Below are 16,003 nucleotides of genomic sequence, written 5' to 3' on the forward strand. Positions count from 1 at the left end.
GGAGGCGGTAGATCCACGCCATGCGTGGATGGGCTCCCCATCAATACACGTCGCGCCGGTAACGCCCGGCCAGCAGCAGGGCTTCCTTCTGCTCTGCACCCAGCACCTGCTCGATCACCGCATCCACGGCCGGGGCCATGCCCTGCAGGCTGCCGCAGACCAGGATCGTTGCGCCGTCCTCGATCCACTGCCGCAATGTGGCCGCTTCGGCGAGCAGGCGATCCTGCACATACCGGTGCGCGCCACCGTCACGGCTGAACACCGTGTCCAGCCGCGCCAGCGTGCCGTCGGCCTGCATCGCCCGCAGTTCCTCGCCGAAGTGGAAATCGTGCGCGGCCGAGCGTTCGCCGAACAGCAGCCAGGTACGGTGCACGCCGCTGCGCAGGCGCGCGTGCAGATGTGCGCGCAGGCCGGCAATGCCGGTGCCATTGCCGATCAGCAGCACGGGAACATCGGCGGGAACGCCATGGAAATTCTCGTTGCGGCGCACGCGCAACTGCACCGGTCCGCCGACCGGGGCATGGTCGCACAGCCAGCCGCTGCCGATGCCGGGGCTGCCGTCGGTGCGCAGCTGGCGGCGCAGCAGCAGGTCCAGCGTGCCATCAGCCATGACCGAGGCGATCGAATACTCGCGGTGCGGCAGCGGCTGCACTGCGGCCAGCAACCCGGGCAGGTCACCGTCGGCCACGGTCGAGGGCAGGTGCGAGCGCATCATCCGGGTCAGCAGCGACTGACCATCTTCGAGCAGCTCGTCCGCGTCGAATGCACGGGCCTGCAACCAGTCACGCGCATGCGCTGCGGCATGCTGCGGGCCGACTTCGGCGATATCGCCGGCCTGCCACTGCACCTGGCCCTCGGCCGGGGCCCGCAGGCGCAGCCAGTACACCGGTCCGCCCTGGCTGCCGGGGTTGAGATGCGTACGTTGCAGCAGCGTCCAGGACTGGTACGCGGCCGGGCTCCAGTCCGGCAGTTCGCTGGCACCGCCGCCGAGCTGGCCGAGCAACTGCTGCCAATGGCGCAGGGCGGCCGGGTCGGCGTTGTCGACCTCGATCGCATCGAACATCGGATGCGCACCGTGCTGGCGCAACCAGTCGTCGAGCTGGTGGCCGAACGCGCAGAAGTGGCCATAGCTGCGATCGCCCAGTGCAAGCACGCCATACTGCAGGTGATCCAGGGCAGGCGGTGCGGCCATCAGCCGCCGCAGGAAGGGCAGGGCGTGGTCGGGGGCATCGCCTTCACCGGTCGTGCTGGCGATGAACAACGCGCGCTGGGTGCCGCCGAGCAGGGCAGCGTCCAGTTCGTGCAGGCCGCGCACGCGCACCGCCATGCCGGCCGCACGCAGCGCGTCGGCACTGCGCTGGGCCAGCTCGCGGGCAAAGCCGGTCTGGCTGGACCAGGCCAGCAGCAGCGGGGCACTCCCGCCGGTGGGGGCATCGTCGCGTGGGCGCGCACGCCACCACACTGCGGTACAGGCCAGTGCGTACAGCAGCACGGCGGCCACGGCGATCTGCGCGTGCCGTGCCGATGGCGCGCCCTGCCACCAGGTGCCATCCAGATGCAGGCGCAGCAGTGCCCATGCCGCCAGCGCCAGCAGGGCCAGCACGATGGCGTTGCCGAGTACGGCACGCGACGGGCGCAGGCTCACGCCACCTGCCCGTCGAGCAGGCGCTGGAAGGCGCTGCTGAGATGTTCCTGCGGGCCTTGAGCCGTTCGCTCCAGGTAGCGTGCAGCGAGGCCTTCGCGTTCGGCCAGCGCCATGCCGGCCCGGCGGCCAAGCACGGTCAGCGCGGTCGCCCAGGCATCGGCGTGCATGGCATCGTCGGCAACCACCGTGACCGCGGCAGCGGCCTGCCGCACGGGCCTGCCGCTGCGCGGGTCGAGGCTGTGGCTGTAGGCCACGCCATCGGCCTGGTACTGGTGCCAGCGGTCACCGGAGGTGGCCACCGCCTTGCCGTCCAGGGCCAGCACGCGCGGCGGTGCGTCGCTGCGCGCATCTTCTTCCGGTGCCGATTCCACCAGCACACGCCACGGTTGGCCATCCGGTTTGCGGCCGTAACCGGCCAGCTCGCCGCCGACGTCGATCAGCGCTGCGCCGATGCCCTGGCCGCGCAGCCAGGCGGCAACGTGGTCCACGCCGAAGCCCTTGGCGATGGCCGACAGGTCCAGTTCCAGCCCGCCGGGTTGCAGCAGTGCATCGTCCCGCCAGCGCAGCCGCTGCCAGCCGCAGCGCGCACGGGTAGCCTGCAGCGTGGCGTCGTCGGGCACGTGGCGCGGCCCGGCGTGGGCACCGAAGCCCCACAGCGCGACCAGCGGGCCGACGGTGGGATCGAAGGCACCTTCGCTGGCTGCGGCAATGGCCTGGGCGCAGGCGAGTACCGTGCGTGCTTCCGCCGGCATCGGGTACCACTGGCCGGCATCGGCGTGGTTGTAGCGGCTCAGGTCCGAATCGCGTTCCCAGGTGCTCATCTGCGCGACCACCTCGTCCAGGCGTGCCTGGATGCCGGCATGCAGCGGGTGCAGGTCACGCTGGTGCGGCAGGGCCAGCGATGCGCGCCAGGTGGTGCCCATGGTGGTGCCACCCAGGCGGGCGATGTCGAGCGGGGTATCGGTCATGAGGGATGGGGCGCAGCGCACTGCCGGGGCGTGCCCGGCAGTGCGGCAGGCGGTTACTGCGGCAGCACTTCCAGCGTGGCGACGTAGCTCAGGCGGCGCTTGGCGGCCTGCTTGACCGAGGTCCTGGTGTCTTCGGTGCCGGTTTCCAGCCAGTACATGCCGGCTTCCGGCCAGGTCACCTTGATCTCGCCCTTGGCATCGCTGGTCACTTTCAGTTCGTCCTGCGCGTTGCGGTAGCGGGTGCCGCCGCGCACGATCTCGAATGCCAGGCCAGCGGTCGGCTTGCCATCGACCAGCACGCGGAACGTGGCCTGTTCGCCGGCGAACAGGTCGTTCGGGTGGCCGGCCGCCACCAGTTCGATGCCGCGGTTGGTCGGCTTCAGGGCGGTGTCGTTCGGTGCGCCGTTGGTGACGAAGGTTTCCACGCGGCCCACTGACTGGCTCACTTCCAGCTTCTTCGCATCCTTGGGCAGTTCGCCGAAGGTGGCGGCAGTGCCGCGCCAGCGCTTGCGTTCGCCGTTCTGCTCATAGGTGGCGAACAGGCCGTCATTGACCGAAGCGATGCGGTAGGTGCCCTGCTGCTTGAGCTCCACGTCGAACACGCTGCGGTACTTGCCGGTGGCGGCATTCTGCGGCTGCACGCTGCTGCCGTCCGGCGCGGTGATGACCAGCGATTCCAGGCGCAGCGGTACGTGGTTGAAATAGAACAGGTCGTTGGACACCGCACCATCGACGGTGATCCACGGCGCGTTGCCGGCGATGACGGTCTGCGAGGGCAGCAGCCAGGCCTTGTGGGCCAGAGCGGAGAAGGGAAGGGCAGCGGCCAGAGCGGCGGCGAGGACGAGCGTGCGCTTCATGCGGAAGACTCCAGGGGTGATGGGGAGGACGGCGTGCTTCCCGCGGAAGCACGCTGGCCGGTCGTTCAATCAGGGCTTGACGGCCAGGGTGACCAGGCCCAGTTCGGTGGCGCCCTGCGCCTTGCCGTTCTGCGCGGCGGTGGCTGGCCAGGTGAAGGGAATCTTCAGCAGTTCGCGGCCGCCGACTTCGCGCACGGCTTCCACCACCAGGGTGTAGTTGCCCGGGGCCAGCTGCTTCAGCGCCGGCTGTTTGTCGGTGAAGGACAGCGCGTGCTTGCCGGCGGGACGGGTCGGGCCGGTTACGCCGTCCACCGGCACCTCCAGGGTGCGGCCGCTCTTGCGCCACCACTGGCGCAGGTCGGGCAGCCACTTGGTGCCATGGCCTTCGCTGTTGCTGGTCTGCTGGTACCAGACCGACAGGTTGGCGGCGACCTTCTGGTCGGCGCCTTCCAGCCACACCGCCACATACGGGCGGTGGTACTCGGCCACGTTGAGCTTGGGTACCTCGACATTGATGTCCAGGGTGGCGGCGTAGGCCGGCGAGGTGGCCAGCAGGCCGCTGAGGGCGATGGTCAGGGTGACGCGCATGGGGCGGCTCCGGGAACGGGACAGGTCAGTGGATGAGCAGCAGGGCGATCAGCAGCGGAATCATCAGGCCCAGGCCGACCAGCGGCCAGGTCATGCGCCGCTGCCGCGCATGCAGGTGCAGCAGGAACAGCCCGGTGATGCAGAACACCAGGCAGGCCACGGCGAACAGGTCCAGGAACCAGCCCCACGCCGGGCCGGCGTTGCGGCCCTTGTGCAGGTCGTTGAGGTAGGACACCACCCCGCGCGAGGTCGATTCGTATTCCACCGCGCCGGTCTGGCGGTCGATGCTCAGCCAGGCATCGCCGCCGGGGCGCGGCAGCGACAGGTAGATTTCATCGGCCGACCACTCGGCCGGCCGGCCGCCGATGGCGATGCCCAGCTGGGCATCCAGCCAGTGCCGGGCCGGGCGCGGGATCGGTGCATTGCCGTCTTCGCGCGTGCCGAGCTGGCCGAGCAGATTGGCCGGCAGTTCCAGGTGCTGGTTCTGCACCTGCGGTCTGGCCTCGATCTTCGCAGCATGGTTGAGGGTCAGGCCGGTCACCGCGAACAGCAGCATGCCGATCAGGCAGACGGCCGAGCTGATCCAGTGCCACTGGTGCAGCGTGCGCAGCCAGAATCCGCGGCTTTGTTGCTGCTGCACGGCGGAGGGGGCAGGACGGCTCACGGCAGGGGTCGGGGCGGGCGATGGCTGAGCATTACAGCATTGATGAGAATAGTTCGCAATTGCGTGTCGTTGTGTATCCCGGCGTGGGTAGTGCCGGCCGCCAGCCAGCGGCCGGCTCCACGGCTACCGCGGGTCGGTAGATCCATGCCACGCGTGGATGACACGGTGCCGGCCAAGGTTGGCACCCACCAAAGCAGGGCAATGCCGGCCAGCGGCCGGCACTACCGGTGCGCGGCGATCAGAACTTCGCGTTCAACGAGATCCAGTAGCTGCGGCGCTGGTCCTTGGTGGCGTAGTCGTCCACGCAGTTGAACTCGCTCGGGTTGATCAGCAGGCACGACTGCGACACGAAGTCCTTGTCGAACAGGTTGTTGACCCGCGCGTTGACGGTCAGCCACGGCGTGGCCTTCCAGCTGCCACCGAGGTGGAAGATGGTGTAGTCCTCGTAGTAACGGGTCTGGCTGGCGCCGCTGGCATCAAGCAGCGTGTCGCGGTAGCGGTCGTAGCGGCCCTCGCCGATCAGCGACAGGCTGATGGCGTCGTTGAGCTGCCAGTTGAGGCTGGCATTGGCCATGTGCTTGGCCGGGGTGGTGCCGGTGATCGGCAGGCCCTTCTGCGGGCCACTGGTCTGCTCGCTCTGGGTCCAGGTGTAGTTGCCGCGCAGCTGCAGGGTGTCGAGCAGGTCGACGTGGCCGGCCAGTTCGGCACCACGGGTCTCGGCCTTGTCGATGTTCACGCTCTGGGTGAAGGTGCTGTAGCCCAGCGCGGCCCAGCCGGGGCCGATGTCCACGCAGTAGCCGCTGCCAGCCGGTGCCACTTCACAGTTCGGGAAGGTGCCGCCGCTGGCGATCTTGTCCTCGAATTTGTTGATGAAGCCGGTGACGTTGAAGCCCCAGCGCTGGCCTTCGTAGTAGGCGGCCAGCTCGTAGTTGGTGCTGGTTTCCGGCTTCAGGTTGGGCGAGCCCACCAGCGGCAGCACGCCCTGGCCCCCAAAGCCGGTGATGCCGGGGAACAGCTGGTCCGGGCGCGGGGTCTTGTAGCCGGTGCTGACGCCGCCCTTGAAGGTCCAGGCATCGCTGGCGTTCCACACCAGGTAGCCGCGCGGGCTGACATGGCTGCCGAAGATGTTGTGGTCGTCGTAGCGCAGGCCGAAGGTGGCGGTGAGGGTGTCGGTCAGTGCCCAGTTGTCTTCGGCGAACAGCGCCCACATGCGGTGCTTCTGCCGGGTATTGCTGCGGTAGCCGGCGCCGTCCATGCCGAACACGCCGTCGATCATGTCGGTGTCGTTGTACTGGCCGCCGACGGTGAGCTTGTGCGCGCCGAAGTCCAGGTCGAGCATCGTGTCGAGCACGTAGCCTTCCAGTTCCATGGTGCGCAGCGGACGCGGCAGGAACGCCTGCAGGCGCGCCATTTCGCTGGGATTGAGCGCGGTGAGCGCATTGGTACGGCCGGCCGTGCAGTTGTTGGCCGCGCCGGTGCGGCGGCAGACGTCATTCCACAGGGTCTGCAGGCTGGCGCGCTCGTCCAGGGTCAGCGGCAGCGAGCGGCCCAGGTTGCTGCTCTTGCTGTGGGTCAGCGAGGTCTGCCAGGTGCCGAAGCTGTAGCGGCCCTGGTGGGTCAGCGACAGCTGGTCGCGCTCGTAGCGTTGGTAGGCGGTGTAGCCCACGCGCGGCTGCACCACGCGGCGGGTGATCGTGCCGCTGCCGTTGGGGTTGGGAATGACCGCGTTGCCGACGCGCCACAGGCTGGCCAGGCTGTCCAGCGTGCCGGTCTGGCCTTCGCTGTTGTCGTACTTCTGCCGCGACACGTCGTAGTCCAGCCACAGTTCGTGGTCATCGTTGACGTGGAAATTCAGCCGCACGCCGGTGTTCCAGTTGGTGTTGGCCACCGACTTGCCGCCGCCGCCAAAGCCGATGCTGCGTTCCCACAGGCTGCCATCGGGCAGGGTCAGTGCATCCCACTCGGGGTTGGAGGCCTTGGCATCGTAGTAGCTGCCGCGCACTGCCAGGCCGAGGCGGTCCTTCAGCAGCGGGCCGCTGAGGTACAGGTCAGTGGTGCGTGCATCACCGAACTGGTTGTCCTGCTGCACGGTGAAGCCCTGGGTGAGTGCGCCATGCCAGCTGTCCTGGTTGCGGCGGGTGATGATGTTGATGACACCGCCCATCGCATCGGAACCGTACAGCGTGGACATCGGGCCGCGGACCACTTCGATGCGTTCGATCGCGTCCAGCGGCGGCAGGTAGGCGAACTGGCCGCCACCGAAGTTGTTCGGGTACAGCTGGCCGACATTGCTCTGGCGGCGGCCGTCGATCAGCACCAGGGTGTACTCGGAGGGCAGGCCGCGCATGGAGAGGGTGGCGCGGCCGTTCTTGTCGGTGGCCTCCAGGCCGACGTCGATGCCTTCGACGTCGCGCAGTGCATCGACCAGACTGGTGTACGGGCGCTTGCTCAGTTCCTCGCGGCTGACCACGCTGATGCTGGCCGGTGCATCGACCACCTTCTGTTCGAAGCCGGAGGCGGTGACCACCACCTTGTCCAGCGTCTGCGGGGCGCCGGCGATCTCTCCATGGGCGAAGGCAGGGGCCGACATTGCCGCCAGCACGGCGCTGGTCAGCAGGGAGCGGGACAGGGACGAACGGACACGATGGCGCTGGGCCATGGCAGTTACCTCGAAGGATGCAGGGAAGCGCGATGCCGGGCGCGAAGGGCGCGGCATGCACGGAAAGCCCGGTCAGGGGCGGCAGGGATGAAGCAGGCAGCGGCGTGTGGACGCGACCGCGCAGGCGGTCACGTCACAGCGTGGATCAGGCGAGCGGCGGTGCCTGGCCGCGTTGCTGGCGGCGCCCGGGCGCGTCGGCCCAGGGCGTGTCCGGAGCGGCCAGCGGCCAGTCCGGGCGCACGCCGGGCATGGCCGGCGTGGCGGGAACGAGGTTGAGTTCGGTGCGCAGCCACTGGCGGGCCAGCAGCAGCGGTGGCCGTGCCGGTTCGGCGCGCTTCACCGGGGCCGATGCGCAGCGCCGCAGTTTGGCCGGTGCTTCTTCCTGCAGTGGGCCTTCACCGCCGCGTTCTTCCAGCGGCACCTGCACGGCCAGGGCGGCGTGCGCCTGTGGCAGCAGCGGCAGGCTGCCCAGCAGCAGCGCCAGCATTGCCACCCACGCCAGCAGGCTGGCCAGCGCAGGACGCTGGCCGCGCATGGCGGTCCCCATCTGGCGATGGACAACAGGGCGAGGGCGGAGCGGGCGCAGCAAGCAGGGGGTCCCGGAGGGTCTGCCGGCAGGGGCCGGCGTCAACGGGGCGTGATTGTAATGAGAGTCGTTAGTTGTTGCAAATGAGAATGATTGACAAAAAGGCGGGTGCCGGCGGGGCGCGGCTCAGACCTCGCTCCAGCGCCGCAGCAGGTTGTGGTACACCCCGGTCAGCTGCAGCACCGCGTCGGCGTCGCCACCGGTCTGCCGCAGGCGCTGGATCGCGTTGTCGGTTTCCCACAGCAGGCGGCGCTGCACGTCGTCGCGGACCATGCTCTGCACCCAGAAGAACGAGGCCACGCGCACGCCACGGGTCACCGGATTGACCTGGTGCAGGCTGCTGGAGGGATAGACGATGAGATCGCCGGCCGGCAGCTTCACCTCGTGTTCGCCGTAGGTATCGCTGATCACCAGTTCGCCGCCGTCGTAGTCTTCCGGTGCGGACAGGAACAGGGTGCAGGAGACGTCCGAACGCAGGTGGCCCTGGGCACCGTTGGCCATCACTGCGCCATCGACGTGGAAGCCGTAGGTGCCGCCGCCGGCATAGCGGTTGAAGCGGGGCGGCAGGATCTTCAGCGGCAGCGCAGCCGCGAAGAACAGCGGATTGCGCTGCAGGGCGGCCAGCACGGTGGCGCCCAGTTCGGCCTTCAGCGGCGAGGCATCGGGCAACTGCTCGTTGCGCTTGACCTGGGCGCCCTGGGCGCCGACGGTTTCGCGGCCGTCGGTCCAGTCGGCCGCGTCCAGGCGCTGGCGCAGCCGCTGCACGTCCTCGGGGCTCAGTACGTTGGGGATGTGCAGGAGCATGGCGGTCTCGATGGCAGGCGCGGGAAGGGCAGGCCTCCCCGCGCCACCGGCTCAGAAGCGCACGTCGGCGCTGAGCAGGAAGGTGCGCGGGGCACCCGGGGTGTAACGGTAGCCGCTCTTGTTGATGCTGGCGACATAGTCCTTGTCGAACAGGTTGTAGCCGTTCAAGCGCAGCGACACGTTGTCGTTGATCGCCCAGGACACCATCGCATCGACCACGGTGTACGAACGGGTGTAGGCCGGGGTGCCCACCGCACCGTCGGTGCCGCGGTGCAGGCCGCCGGCGTAGCGCACGCCGCCGCCGATGGTCAGGCCGAACGGCAGGGTGTAGCTGGTCCAGCTGGTGAAGGTATCGGCCGGGGTGTAGGTGAGGTTGGTGGTGCCGTCGGCCGCGACCTTGGCGCCTTCCTTCACCTGGGTGTCCAGGTGGCTGTAGCCGGCACTGACCGACCAGTTGTCGGTCAGCTTGCCCACCGCCGACAGTTCCACGCCCTGCACCTGCTTGCGGCCGGTCTGGGTGGGGTTGCCGGCTTCATCCAGCACGGTGGTGTTGATCTCGTTGTCCACATCGGTGCGGAACAGTGCCAGGTTCACCGCCAGCGCATCGCCGAGGAACGCCCACTTGCTGCCCACTTCGAAGGTCTTGGCCTTCTGCGGGTCCAGCTGCGGGTTGTCGGCGCTGCTGGCCGAGCTGCTCAGCTGGAAGTTGGCGCCGCCCGGGGGCTGCTGCGAGATGGCGTAGTTGGCATACAGGCTGACCACGTCACCGACCTTGTACAGCGCGCCCAGCTTCCAGTTCAGCAGGGTGTCGGAGGCCTCCAGCGACGGATTGCGCAGCACCGTGCCGGCCGGGTTGCTGCCACAGGCCGGACCGGCGCGGCCGCCACACACCGAGGCGCTGGCATAGGTGGTCTTGTAGTGGTCGGCACGCACGCCAGCGGTCAGCTTGAAGCTGTCACCGAAGGACAGCGTGTCGAACAGGTAGGCCGAGGACGTGGTGGTGCGACCATGCGCGTCGGCACCGTTGTGGGCCCAGGTCAGGCCGCTGACATTCCAGTCCGGGTCGTACAGGTTGGCTGCCGGCCAGGCGGTGTTGCCGGTGACGGCCTGGCCGAAGCTGTCCAGTTCCTCGCGGGTGAACTCCAGGCCGGTGCTCAGCGCATGGTTGACACTGCCGGTGGCGAAGTCCGCGCGCAGGTTCACCTGGTCGGTCAGGATGGTGTTGCGCTGGTCCTTGAAGGTCGGCAGGCTGCGCGCGATCGCGTAGGTGGAAAGGTCGGCCGGGTTGGTATAGGTGATGTTGCCGGTCGGGCGGCCGTTGGCGCCGCGCACGCCGGTGCCCATGAAGGCGGTCAGCAGGTAGTCCTGCTCGGTACGGCCCCAGCGCGCGGTGTTGGTCAGGCGCACGGCATCGTTGAAATCATGCTCGATGCGGAACGTGGCCATCTTCGCGGTCACGTCATCGTGGTCGGCACGGGTGCCGTAGAAGTTCGACGGATCGACCGGATGGCCGGCCAGCGCTTCCAGCGTCGGCTGCGGGGTCCAGCCCGGCAGGCCCAGGGTCGGCACGCCGCCATCGGGCACGTTGTCCTGCTTCACGTACAGCAGGTTGAGGTAATAGCGGGTGGCGGTGTTCAGGCCGAACGCCAGCGACGGCGCGATGCCCCAGCGCTTGTTCTGCACGTGGTCGCGGCCGGGCTGGTCGCTGTCCTGCCACATGGCGTTCAGGCGCAGCGCGCTGCTGGCGCCGAGTGCGGTGTTCCAGTCTGCGGTGGTGCGGCGCTGCTGGTCACTGCCCAGCGAGGCGGTGCCGGAGAGGCTGTCGTGCAGGTTGGCCTGCTTGCTGACCAGATTGATCGCACCGGTCGGCGCCGAGCGGCCGTTGTCGGTGCCGGCCGGGCCCTTGGTCACTTCGATCTGGTCGATGTTGAACACATCGCGCGAGATCGAGCCCAGATCGCGCACGCCATCGACGAACAGGCTGTTGGAGGTGTCGAAGCCGCGCATGAACAGCGCATCGCCGGTGGTCGTGTTGCCGTTCTCGCCGGCATAGAAGGTGCCCACGCCGGGGCTGTTGCGCAGGGCCTCGGTCAGCGTGGTGGCGCCCTGCTGGTTGAACAGGTCACCGGTGATCACCTGGATGGTCTGCGGAGTGTCCTGCAGGCTCTGGGTGAACTTGGGCGAGGCGACCTTGTCGGCCTTGTAGCCGCGCACGGCGTGCACGTCGACCTTGTCCAGGGTGCGGGCGGTGTCGCTGGCCTCGGCATGGGCCAGCGCCGGCAGCACCGCCAGGCCGAGACCGGCGGCAAGGCTGGCGGTGGCCAGCGGCAGGGGGCGGAAGGGGGAGGCGTGCTTGCGGCTCTTGATCGGATTCATGGCAATGGGTGGGTAGCAGGGCAGGAGGGGGCGGCCAGCGCCGATGGACACGGGGCGCGGCAGGCGGGCGGAGAACGGTGCGGGGACGCGGCACGGCCGATGGCGGCGGTCGTGCGGAAGCGGGCAACGCCGGGAGGGCGCTACGGCGGTATCAGGCCGCCGGTGGGGCGTGGCCGGGGTTCAGGCGCAGGGATGGCTCGAGGCGGTGCCAGCGCAGGGCATCGGCGGGCCAAGGGGCGACATGGGCGACCCAGCGTGTGCACGGGACCGCGCGGGCGGCGACGGGGGGCGTGCCAGCATCGCCGTCCGCCGGAGCTTCCGGTACGCAGGCGGCAAACTGCAGCGCATCCTCGCCAGCGGGGAGCGGCCCCGGCAATGCGCCTTCCAGTACTGCAGCGGCGGTACTGCCTGCGGGCTGAAAGCCGGCACCGGCCGGCCCACCCCGGCCTTCATGCAAGGCCGCCCAGCCCAGCAGCAGGGTCAGCAGCGCAGCCGCGAGCACCGGCCACCCACGACGGGCGACCTGGCAGAACGTGGCGATGGGCGCGGGCAGGGCCATGGCGCGGCGGCTTCATTACACGGTGTTACGCAAGGATAACAGCAACGAGAATGATTCGCATGTGCGCATCCGGGCGCGATCGGGGCGCATCCGGCAGGCATCGGACGACCGCTGCGCCGGGCTGGCGCAGGGGGATGGGAGGAAAGGGGGGGGGCGGCCGGCCGCGACAGTCAGTCGCGGTCGTCGCGGGTCCAGATGGCGTCGTGTTCGCGCTTGACCGGGAACTTCGGCACGGCGGTATAGGCCGGCGCGCACAGGGCGCGGCCATCACGCACGTCGAACCGCGCCCCGTGCAGCACGCATTCGATGCTGCCTTCGGTGGTGTCGAAGGCCCCGGAGGACAGCTCGAACTCTTCGTGCGTGCACTGGTCTTCCAGTGCATACAGCTCGCCGTCGAGGTTGAACACCACGATCGGCGTGCCGGTGACTTCATCGAATACGCTCTTCAGCTCGCCCGGCAGCAGTTCGGCGCCGGGGCAGACGAAGGTCCAGGCATCGCTCACGCGGCGGTACCGGGCAGCGGCTTCTCCAGCACTTCAAAGCGCAGGTCGTCGCGCCGGGGCGTGCCGAAGCGTTCGTCGCCGTAGGGGAAGGGCTTCTTGATGCCGGTGCGGGCATAGCCGCGGCGCTCGTAGAAGGCGATCAGTTCGTCGCGAACATCGATGACGGTCATCTGCATGACCGGCACGCCCCATTCGCGCACGACGTGGGCTTCGGCGGCCTCCATGACGCTCTTGCCGATACCGCCACCCTGCTGGGTGGGATCGACCGAGAACATGCCGAAGTAGCCCTTGCCCTCGACGTCGGCCACGTGCACGCAGGCGACCAGCTGGCCGTCCCGTTCGGCGATGAGGATGGTCGAGCGCGGGGTGTCCAGGTCGGCCTGCAGGCCCGGCGCGTCGATGCGGGCACCGTCGAGCAGGTCGGCTTCGGAGGTCCAGCCGGCACGGCTGCTTTCGCCGCGGTAGGCGGAGGTGACCAGGGTGATCAGGGCGGGGATGTCGGCCGACGTGGCGGCGCGGAAGGTCAGGGGGCTCATGCGCACATTCTAGGTGCGGGCAAGGCCGGCTGGGAGGGGGGCGATCATCCACGTTGCAGGGAGGGGGGCTCCAGTGCGCTCGCGGTAAATCCGTTGCTATACGATGGAAAGCCCCTGCGGATGGAGGGCTGTCTTGAGGTAACTCGGGGGCTCTTTGTCTTGAATTCAAGCAAAGAGTGGTTTGAGGCCGGGGTGCATGAAGAGACCGAAGTTCGAATTAGAGGGTCAATAGATCTGCAGCGGAGCGTATTCAATGAGCACGCGTACTCATGGGTGTCGGTGATCGGAGTATTCAAGACCAGGGTGAGTGACGGTTCGACGGATGATCTGCTGCTTGGTGAAATTCACGCTCCTCTTGAAGTTCGATCCCTGCGAATCCCAGGTCCGGTGCCGCGTGCGAAATTTGGAGACGTCTCCATCAATCTTGAAGATCTGAAGTGAGTGGTGAATCGTGGCGATGGCGCTGCCTCCTTTCATTTATGCCTTCTGTGAAATCCAGTCGCTGTAACATTAAATTATGGGAGTGAATGAACTATGGCCTGGTTGTTCTTGCCTTCCGGAATGGGGATTTTGATTTTCTATCCGATATATTTCTATTTTGCTGCTGAATTCAGGATGCGGTTGCGGCGCGATCACCCTGAGTTGTGCGGGAAGAGTTTTGGGGCATCTAACCGGGCATACAGGCAGCTGCGTGCGGTAAGGGAGGGGCGATTGGATGGGGTGCTTTTGAGCAAGGATGTTTGTGATTCGCACCGGCTTGCGAGTCGATTCCTCCATCTTGGAATGATTTCCTTCATGATATTTCTCGCGGTGGGGCTTTACGATTCAGTATGGGGTGGGGGTGTAATTGAGTGAGGTTGGTATCGCCTTTCCGGGATGGGGCCAAATGGGAGGGTTTTGTGGATTACCCTGTCTGCTCCCCATCATTCCTGAGGCATGTGGGTAAATGAATTTGCGGTTTCGCCGCGCGCCTTGCGCTGGGCGTTCAGGGTGGCACGCAGGAAAAGATGTCAGCAGCGCTTCCTCATTCAAGTCCGGAAGGTGCGGTAAGATATTTTTCGGATAAAGCCATGCCTCTTCAGGAAGCCTCGGGTAGAGAAGTCTTCGCTAACATGGAGGAAAGGCATTCACGAGACTTAAGAGTAATGGGCTGGGGCGCTGGTTCTTCAGGTGGATCTGCGTCCATCGTTCCTTATGGCGGTGCCTATAAGTTGAGGGCAATCCTGCACACGCATCCGAAAAACAACATGCGCAGCGGGAACGGTGCATATGCTTCGTCTGGTAAATTTAATTATGTTGGGATGGCGGATGATCACGATATCGCGAGATCCTTCGGGGAAATGGTGGATGGCTATGTTGCCAGGCCAGATGGGCGGATCGTATGGTTTAATCAGAAGGCTTGGCGGGCTGCGGTTGAAGCCTTAGGAACGGAGCGCGTCTATGCGGGACATTTTGAGAAGATTCTTTAGACTGGCTGCCCTCGTGATAGTGGCAGGTTGGTCTTTGTCGAGTACGGCCGCTCCTGCCGCGGATGATTCTGTGAGAGGCAATTGTAACGATATTGTGCCTCGGGAACTCAAAAGGCTATGTGGCGTGCCGATCTCCAGGATTATAGTTAATCCCGGGCTGCTGGATTCTGTGGAAGTGGAGACCGGCGGTTTTATGCTTTACGAAAATGAAAATGGTGTTGTTTTTTATCCTGGACCCGATCTCCCGAATCGTACTGAGATGTATAGCTGTATCGTAGTGTGGACCGAGAAGGAAACCATAGAGTGGGGTGAGGTTAAAAGGCAGCATGGTGTCTATTTTGCGACGGTTTCTGGCAGGGTGGCGCTGGACGCATCTCGCAAGAGTTGCTCGGCCGTCATTGCTGATGCAAGGATTTACGATGTTTCTGTGATCAATCTGTCTAAGTGATGGATCTGAAGTCGCAAATTTTGCGTGAATGTAATGAGTTTATGACGTGACTGTGTGGCTACCAACGGCGGATCAGTCATGGGATTCGACTTCAGGGGTGTGAATGGAGTGGTAAATGCTGGGGCGAGCTCTGGCGCGTACATTGCGGCTGAGGACTGCTTCTTTAAGGTGAAATGATGGATCCCGTTCGTTACGTTCATCGATGGCGATGGATCCATAGGAAAGACCGCTGTGAGCTACGGGGATCCAACTGGAGCTGGGGCGGATCTCGTGATTGATGTTCTCGCCGCTGCCCACGGTCGATAAGTGGGAAGGGAACTCTGGGTCTTCATATTGACCATGGGTCTACCAATCGCGATGAGGCTGCTCATCTTGTATGGTTTGATCCTCGGCAGATGAAGAAGAAGGTGCCGCTATGAGTGCTGCTGATGAAGTGAAGTCCGTTGTTTTCTGTCTGCGGATGTTGTTGGAATCCGAGCCTGCTTCTGCGGAACAGGTCTCTGCTTGGTATAAAGAGGCCGAGGCGCTTAAGCGAACCCTTCAATCAAGTGTTTATGGAATCGATGTTCCGCATTTGATATGGCATTACTTCGATGATGCTGATATTCGTTTTCGCGACAGAGATTATGCGCAGAGTCAGATATCGGCGGTCGAGAAAATCATCGAGGAATGGGGCGGGAGTGTGAGCCGAGCGGTGCCGTGATGGCGTGCGTATTCTTGATTGCCTGCGGATGTCCATACTGGGTGACATGTAGAAGGCGGTACGGTGCGATGGCCCGTTCCTGGCATCACTCAGCGTTTCCCAGTTGCACCTCTGCTTGTTTGCGCCCAACGTGCAATAAAAAACGCCGCAGTTTCCTGCGGCGTTCTTGTACTTCCCTGATTCTGGCGAATCCTCAGCCCAGCAGCTTGCGCACCTTGGTCAACGCCGCCACGAACCGCTTGATCTCGGCGTGCGTGTTGTAGAGCGCCAGCGAGGCACGGCAGGTGGCCGCCACGCCGAAGTGCTGCAGCAGCGGGTGGGCGCAGTGCTGGCCCGAGCTACTGCCGCGCCTTCCAGGGCCAGCAGGGTCGCCAGATCGTGGGCGTGGGCGCCGTCGATCAGGAACGAGACCACGGCGGCCTTGTCCGGGGTGGTGTGCCGAAGATGCGCAGGCCATCGATCTTCTGCAGTTCCTCGGTGAAGTGCGCCAGCAGTTCGGCTTCGCGCGCTTCCACGTGGTCCAGGCCGAGGCCTTCCAGGTAGTCCACGGCCACGCCCAGGCCGATGAAGCCGGCGATGTTCGGGGTGCCGGCATCGAACTTGTGCGGGGCATCGTTGCAGCAGGCAGGACTGTTGTT

Annotated in this window: 15 protein-coding genes and 1 pseudogene; 3 read left to right on the forward strand and 13 right to left on the reverse strand. The window is 66.0% G+C overall.

Translation table 11 applies throughout. The annotated features are described in order from the left end of the window. Window positions 1–40: 40 nt before the first annotated feature. The 12 genes from Q9R17_RS13160 to Q9R17_RS13215 form a co-directional block, all read right to left on the reverse strand. Window positions 41–1,645 (reverse strand): sulfite reductase subunit alpha, encoded by a 1,605-nt coding sequence (locus tag Q9R17_RS13160; RefSeq protein ID WP_308155055.1) that lies wholly within the window; start codon window positions 1,643–1,645, stop codon window positions 41–43. Continuing rightward, window positions 1,642–2,613, reverse strand: coding sequence for an FAD:protein FMN transferase (locus Q9R17_RS13165; RefSeq protein WP_308155056.1), 972 nt, complete (start codon window positions 2,611–2,613; stop codon window positions 1,642–1,644). Before Q9R17_RS13165 ends, Q9R17_RS13160 begins: the two co-directional genes overlap by 4 nt. Before the next feature lie 53 nt (window positions 2,614–2,666). Next, window positions 2,667–3,470 carry a DUF4198 domain-containing protein gene (locus Q9R17_RS13170; RefSeq protein ID WP_308155057.1) on the reverse strand — a complete coding sequence of 268 codons (804 nt, stop codon included), beginning with the start codon at window positions 3,468–3,470 and terminating at the stop codon, window positions 2,667–2,669. A gap of 69 nt (window positions 3,471–3,539) precedes the next feature. Then, window positions 3,540–4,058 carry a DUF2271 domain-containing protein gene (locus Q9R17_RS13175; RefSeq protein WP_308155058.1) on the reverse strand — a complete coding sequence of 173 codons (519 nt, stop codon included), beginning with the start codon at window positions 4,056–4,058 and terminating at the stop codon, window positions 3,540–3,542. 25 nt (window positions 4,059–4,083) lie between these two features. Further along, window positions 4,084–4,722: a PepSY-associated TM helix domain-containing protein gene (locus tag Q9R17_RS13180; RefSeq protein ID WP_308155059.1), complete on the reverse strand. Its 639-nt coding sequence runs from the start codon at window positions 4,720–4,722 to the stop codon at window positions 4,084–4,086. 238 nt (window positions 4,723–4,960) lie between these two features. Then, window positions 4,961–7,381: a TonB-dependent receptor gene (locus Q9R17_RS13185; RefSeq protein ID WP_308155060.1), complete on the reverse strand. Its 2,421-nt coding sequence runs from the start codon at window positions 7,379–7,381 to the stop codon at window positions 4,961–4,963. 145 nt (window positions 7,382–7,526) lie between these two features. Then, window positions 7,527–7,928, reverse strand: a complete 402-nt coding sequence (locus tag Q9R17_RS13190) for a hypothetical protein (protein ID WP_308158342.1) — start codon at window positions 7,926–7,928, stop codon at window positions 7,527–7,529. A 165-nt stretch (window positions 7,929–8,093) separates the two neighbouring features. Then, window positions 8,094–8,771, reverse strand: a complete 678-nt coding sequence (locus Q9R17_RS13195; protein WP_308155061.1) for a Fe2+-dependent dioxygenase — start codon at window positions 8,769–8,771, stop codon at window positions 8,094–8,096. Window positions 8,772–8,822: 51 nt separating this feature from the next. Beyond that, on the reverse strand, window positions 8,823–11,147 hold the full coding sequence (locus Q9R17_RS13200) for a catecholate siderophore receptor Fiu (RefSeq protein ID WP_308155062.1): 2,325 nt from the start codon (window positions 11,145–11,147) through the stop codon (window positions 8,823–8,825). Window positions 11,148–11,298: 151 nt separating this feature from the next. After that, window positions 11,299–11,706, reverse strand: coding sequence for a hypothetical protein (locus tag Q9R17_RS13205; RefSeq protein WP_308155063.1), 408 nt, complete (start codon window positions 11,704–11,706; stop codon window positions 11,299–11,301). 170 nt (window positions 11,707–11,876) lie between these two features. Then, window positions 11,877–12,209: a non-heme iron oxygenase ferredoxin subunit gene (locus tag Q9R17_RS13210; RefSeq protein ID WP_308155064.1), complete on the reverse strand. Its 333-nt coding sequence runs from the start codon at window positions 12,207–12,209 to the stop codon at window positions 11,877–11,879. Beyond that, entirely contained in the window at window positions 12,206–12,745 is a 540-nt protein-coding gene (locus tag Q9R17_RS13215) for a GNAT family N-acetyltransferase (RefSeq protein WP_308155065.1), read from the reverse strand. The genes Q9R17_RS13210 and Q9R17_RS13215 overlap by 4 nt, the downstream gene beginning before the upstream one ends. Window positions 12,746–13,752: 1,007 nt before the next feature. Between Q9R17_RS13215 and Q9R17_RS13220 the strand changes: the two genes are divergently transcribed. The 3 genes from Q9R17_RS13220 to Q9R17_RS13230 all read left to right on the forward strand — a co-directional run bounded on the left by Q9R17_RS13220 (window position 13,753) and on the right by Q9R17_RS13230 (window position 15,365). After that, window positions 13,753–14,214, forward strand: coding sequence for a hypothetical protein (locus Q9R17_RS13220; protein WP_308155066.1), 462 nt, complete (start codon window positions 13,753–13,755; stop codon window positions 14,212–14,214). A 124-nt stretch (window positions 14,215–14,338) separates the two neighbouring features. After that, window positions 14,339–14,662 (forward strand): hypothetical protein, encoded by a 324-nt coding sequence (locus Q9R17_RS13225; RefSeq protein ID WP_308155067.1) that lies wholly within the window; start codon window positions 14,339–14,341, stop codon window positions 14,660–14,662. Between the two features lie 415 nt (window positions 14,663–15,077). Next, complete coding sequence (locus Q9R17_RS13230; RefSeq protein WP_308155068.1) at window positions 15,078–15,365, forward strand: hypothetical protein; 288 nt, start codon at window positions 15,078–15,080, stop codon at window positions 15,363–15,365. A 193-nt stretch (window positions 15,366–15,558) separates the two neighbouring features. On the opposite strand, the pseudogene Q9R17_RS13235 reads toward Q9R17_RS13230, so the two are convergent. Beyond that, window positions 15,559–15,982 (reverse strand): annotated as a pseudogene (locus Q9R17_RS13235) (aminotransferase class V-fold PLP-dependent enzyme); the annotation flags it as partial. Window positions 15,983–16,003 lie beyond the last annotated feature (21 nt).

Origin of the sequence: Stenotrophomonas sp. 24(2023), assembly GCF_030913365.1 — a bacterium.
Classification (GTDB): domain Bacteria; phylum Pseudomonadota; class Gammaproteobacteria; order Xanthomonadales; family Xanthomonadaceae; genus Stenotrophomonas.

What these genes read in the sequence shown, in the direction of transcription:
- Q9R17_RS13215 (WP_308155065.1), bottom strand. Translation starts at nt 12,745, where the DNA reads ATGAGCCCCCTGACCTTCCGCGCCGCCACGTCGGCCGACATCCCCGCC.
- Q9R17_RS13170 (WP_308155057.1), bottom strand. Translation starts at nt 3,470, where the DNA reads ATGAAGCGCACGCTCGTCCTCGCCGCCGCTCTGGCCGCTGCCCTTCCC.
- Q9R17_RS13220 (WP_308155066.1), top strand. Translation starts at nt 13,753, where the DNA reads ATGTCAGCAGCGCTTCCTCATTCAAGTCCGGAAGGTGCGGTAAGATAT.
- Q9R17_RS13185 (WP_308155060.1), bottom strand. Translation starts at nt 7,381, where the DNA reads ATGGCCCAGCGCCATCGTGTCCGTTCGTCCCTGTCCCGCTCCCTGCTG.
- Q9R17_RS13200 (WP_308155062.1), bottom strand. Translation starts at nt 11,147, where the DNA reads ATGAATCCGATCAAGAGCCGCAAGCACGCCTCCCCCTTCCGCCCCCTG.
- Q9R17_RS13230 (WP_308155068.1), top strand. Translation starts at nt 15,078, where the DNA reads ATGAGTGCTGCTGATGAAGTGAAGTCCGTTGTTTTCTGTCTGCGGATG.
- Q9R17_RS13165 (WP_308155056.1), bottom strand. Translation starts at nt 2,613, where the DNA reads ATGACCGATACCCCGCTCGACATCGCCCGCCTGGGTGGCACCACCATG.
- Q9R17_RS13190 (WP_308158342.1), bottom strand. Translation starts at nt 7,928, where the DNA reads ATGGGGACCGCCATGCGCGGCCAGCGTCCTGCGCTGGCCAGCCTGCTG.
- Q9R17_RS13175 (WP_308155058.1), bottom strand. Translation starts at nt 4,058, where the DNA reads ATGCGCGTCACCCTGACCATCGCCCTCAGCGGCCTGCTGGCCACCTCG.
- Q9R17_RS13205 (WP_308155063.1), bottom strand. Translation starts at nt 11,706, where the DNA reads ATGGCCCTGCCCGCGCCCATCGCCACGTTCTGCCAGGTCGCCCGTCGT.
- Q9R17_RS13195 (WP_308155061.1), bottom strand. Translation starts at nt 8,771, where the DNA reads ATGCTCCTGCACATCCCCAACGTACTGAGCCCCGAGGACGTGCAGCGG.